The organism is Citrobacter sp. NCU1, assembly GCF_010231475.1.
Classification (GTDB): Bacteria; Pseudomonadota; Gammaproteobacteria; order Enterobacterales; family Enterobacteriaceae; genus Citrobacter_D.
Genome location: NZ_NRDO01000102.1, coordinates 1 through 3,366, shown reverse-complemented (window position 1 = coordinate 3,366; position 3,366 = coordinate 1). Strand labels below are relative to the sequence as shown.

The following is a 3,366-nucleotide window of genomic DNA, read 5'->3' as shown; positions in this document are numbered from 1 at the left end:
GAAGCCACTGGAGCACCTCAAAAACACCATCATACACTAAATCAGTAAGTTGGCAGCATCACCGAAGAGGGGGTTATTATTCCATACAGGCTGAGCACCATTGCCCCAGACAAACTCTGAAATCCTTGGCTGCTGTGACTATGTTGCGAAAATTTGTTTGATGTAAGCGTTCGATAATTCTCCCGGCAAAGCTGTAAACGGGTGTGTAAACGCGAAGCCAAAAGTGATAATGCTTTGGGAGAGTCATCCCGGTATGCAGGTGATATGTAGGTGTTAATCAAAAAAGAAATGAAATGGATCACAGCACGAACTCTAACTGTATGAGTTAAGCTATTGGCTTTTGTGACTCTCGTTAAAGACAACACATTTGACTGGACGTTGTGGCCATTTTCTAGATACATCCAAAATGCGGGCATTTCACCGACAGCAATGTCTGGATTGTGGTCAGATGAATAGAAGCTGTAGCAAAACGAGACACCATACTTTTGCCTCCAGAATTCGTAAAAAAACTTCACAGATTGAAGTGAAGCTGACTGTGTGGACAATGAGCGGAAAGCCAAATGGTCAATATGGTACCTAAGGGGATACAGCAACGGCAGAGAGGTTTCCAAGTCCATCAGGATCCATCGCCTTTTACGGCCTGAGATAACCAACTGCTTTAGTGAATACACAATATTTACCTCAAAATTATCATGGATATGAAGAGAATGTACTCTGTACCTAATGCAAGAAACGAGAGGGAGATCAGAAATCCTAACGTATTGATTTATCAGTTAGTGGGAGTGTCATATGAACTTATTTACCACAGTAGGTGATAAAACGTAACGCATGTTACACGCAAGGCCGCTGGCGCGGCCTCGAAGCTTTGCTATATACGGTGAAACGAAACAAGTTATTTTTTATAAACTTTAATTTCAGCAATTTTAGTAGAATGTAACACATAAACTATTAATATCAAATTAACAGCGCACAGAAAAAAGACGACTGGTAGCGCAGAAATATATTCTTTGTATGTACCAGGTGCAATCATAAGACTAGCTATAGTTGCTATCGTAATCCCTAACAGCACGCTCAGATTCCCAAATTTTACTTTAAGATAATATATGCCGCATATTACCACTAAGAATATCCCGGATATATAATCGAACGCATAGAAAAATTTGTGTAGATCAGAGAACGCCAGAGTATGTTCCTTAGATAAAGTAACCCCGAATACTATAAATAAAGAATAAGGGGCTAATAAATAAAAAAACACATGATTAGCCACTCTTATTGCTTTCGGGCCAAAAACATCAATCATTTTCGCTTGAATCTTTTGTTCATGATTCATTATATTAACCTTGTGATTTTTTACGCTTTAATATTGCATCAAGCAGAACAGAAAAGCATGCTCCAATAAAACCACAACCAATTGCAATAGCTATTTGTAAAGACAGAAATTCGTACTTTTGCAAGAAAAATAAAATTGGTAGACCAAAAACTATCATTAACCATTGCCAAGAGGCTCTATTTACCCACCATAGGATTAAAGAAATCGGTACGAACACTACAACTGCATATTCAATGCCAAGCAAAAGGCCAAGAAAACTCAGCGTAAAAGCAAACAAATAATATAGCGCCCCATTAGTTACAATCATGAAATTCCCTCTTAATTAACAACCACCAAGCTTCAGGTTTTCATCTATAAAAGCTAAGAATTAACCCAAAGGTTAGTACTATTTCCCCGACAACTCATGACGCGCAGCCGTAGCAAGAAAATGGCTTCTGTCTTTATAAATGCTCCGCTCACTAATATAACCATCAATACGCTTAACCAGTACGTCAGGCAGCGTAATATTTACCCGTTGTTGCTTACCTTCAAAACCAGTCAGATCTACGTCAATGACAAACCAGGTATCACAGTGCGCATAGTCCGGGCTGGCGGCATACACCATAAATCCGGCATCTTTTATATCCTCCACAGAATGCGAACCATTCACCATCATTTCTTCAATCACACTCAGAATAGCTTCACGCGCCATAACGGGAATATCAGCCTGTTCATCAGCAGCCGACACACAGCCATAATCCGCACCGTCCAGGGCAGGTACACTGATACCGTAGGCAGTCCCGTTATCTTTTGGAGTTTCAACCCCTACCGAAAAAAACATAGTTACCTCCAGAGTCGGCGGGGATCAGATCCCCGCCATTTTTTTGATAGACCTGACAGTGCCAAGAGGTAAATCTTTCTTCGGATGCGGAACCGGGAAGGTTTTCCCGGTAATGGGCGACCACCATATCTGGTGACTCCCTCCGTTATGCCGTTTCAGTTCACACCCGACAGCTACCAGTTCTTTAATCAGGTCAGCAGATTTCATTTATCCTCCCTAACCTGAAAATAATTATACACACATATGCGCACAACAACAAGCAATATACACACATGTACACATATATTTAGTTGGACAGAAAACGCGGTATGTCTAACTGGCGGGGAAATTAAACCGGAGTCATTTTCTTAAAGAAAAACCCCAGAATCATTTGCATGAAACTGGGGCTGATATCCTTACGCTTTATGTCGAGGAACTAACACCACAACTTAGATGGGAGAAGAACGCTCGACTAGCTACGTCCACTAAAATACTCCCTGTGAAAGGTAGCGTCAATAATACCAGGCAGTTGAGATCTGCCCGGAGTGATGCCGCCAGTGTCCCGGATACGTCGCAAAGTTAATGCTAATGTACGCATACGTTAGCATTAACTTTAAGCAATGACAACTGGACAGAATGACCTGTATGTCTAACGGCGCAGGGAATTAATGACGGGAGTCCGGGGGCTGGAACAAACCGGGACGCAGCCCCCGGAGCGTCAGCGAACTGGCGCGGGGTGATCGTACCGCAACCAGCACCGGAACGCACCGGAATCTTGTTCAGAATTACTGTAGAGGTCGCAGCAGAGAATCAACATGGCCAACGCGCTCGATGCGCAACCGGTGCGAACGTGAATTGTTGTTTTACAGTCACTTAGGTTTTTTGCGGCGCGAATAATATCGGTTAGTATTTTTGATGGATTCAGTAACGGCGGTGCGCTACGTGAAATCTGCGATTTTGCGGGAGGGGTTTACCGGGGAAAATTTACGGGAGAACGGGCAAAGAAAGGCCGCAATTGCGCTGAGGGATCCCCACAAATCAGCGCTAATAAACCAGCACCATATTTCGATAGGTTCTGGCGAGGTGGTCAAGAACGTCATTCAGTGCCGTTCGCTTTAATATCAGCGGAGAGTGTCTCAGGACATTCTCCGCTAATGTCAGATACGAGATTACGCGCCTTGATTTAATACTGTTGGCCTGGTATCTCAGATGTAATCCTTTATTTTCAGCGTGATAG

4 protein-coding genes and 1 pseudogene are annotated in these 3,366 nt (G+C 42.9%); all 5 read right to left on the bottom strand.

The annotated features are described in order from the left end of the window. Positions 1-892 precede the first annotated feature (892 nt). The gene (locus CJP72_RS24270) at positions 893-1,330 is read right to left on the bottom strand and encodes a hypothetical protein (protein WP_162383804.1); all 438 of its coding nucleotides are present in this window, start codon (positions 1,328-1,330) and stop codon (positions 893-895) included. Positions 1,331-1,334: 4 nt separating this feature from the next. Next, the gene (locus tag CJP72_RS24265; RefSeq protein WP_162383803.1) at positions 1,335-1,637 is read right to left on the bottom strand and encodes a hypothetical protein; all 303 of its coding nucleotides are present in this window, start codon (positions 1,635-1,637) and stop codon (positions 1,335-1,337) included. A gap of 78 nt (positions 1,638-1,715) precedes the next feature. Further along, a complete protein-coding gene (locus CJP72_RS24260) occupies positions 1,716-2,150 on the bottom strand; it encodes a type II toxin-antitoxin system HicB family antitoxin (protein WP_162383802.1) in 435 nt (144 codons plus the stop codon). A gap of 24 nt (positions 2,151-2,174) precedes the next feature. Further along, the gene (locus tag CJP72_RS24255; RefSeq protein WP_162383801.1) at positions 2,175-2,357 is read right to left on the bottom strand and encodes a type II toxin-antitoxin system HicA family toxin; all 183 of its coding nucleotides are present in this window, start codon (positions 2,355-2,357) and stop codon (positions 2,175-2,177) included. An 816-nt stretch (positions 2,358-3,173) separates the two neighbouring features. After that, positions 3,174-3,366, bottom strand: a pseudogene (locus CJP72_RS24250) (IS4 family transposase); the annotation flags it as partial.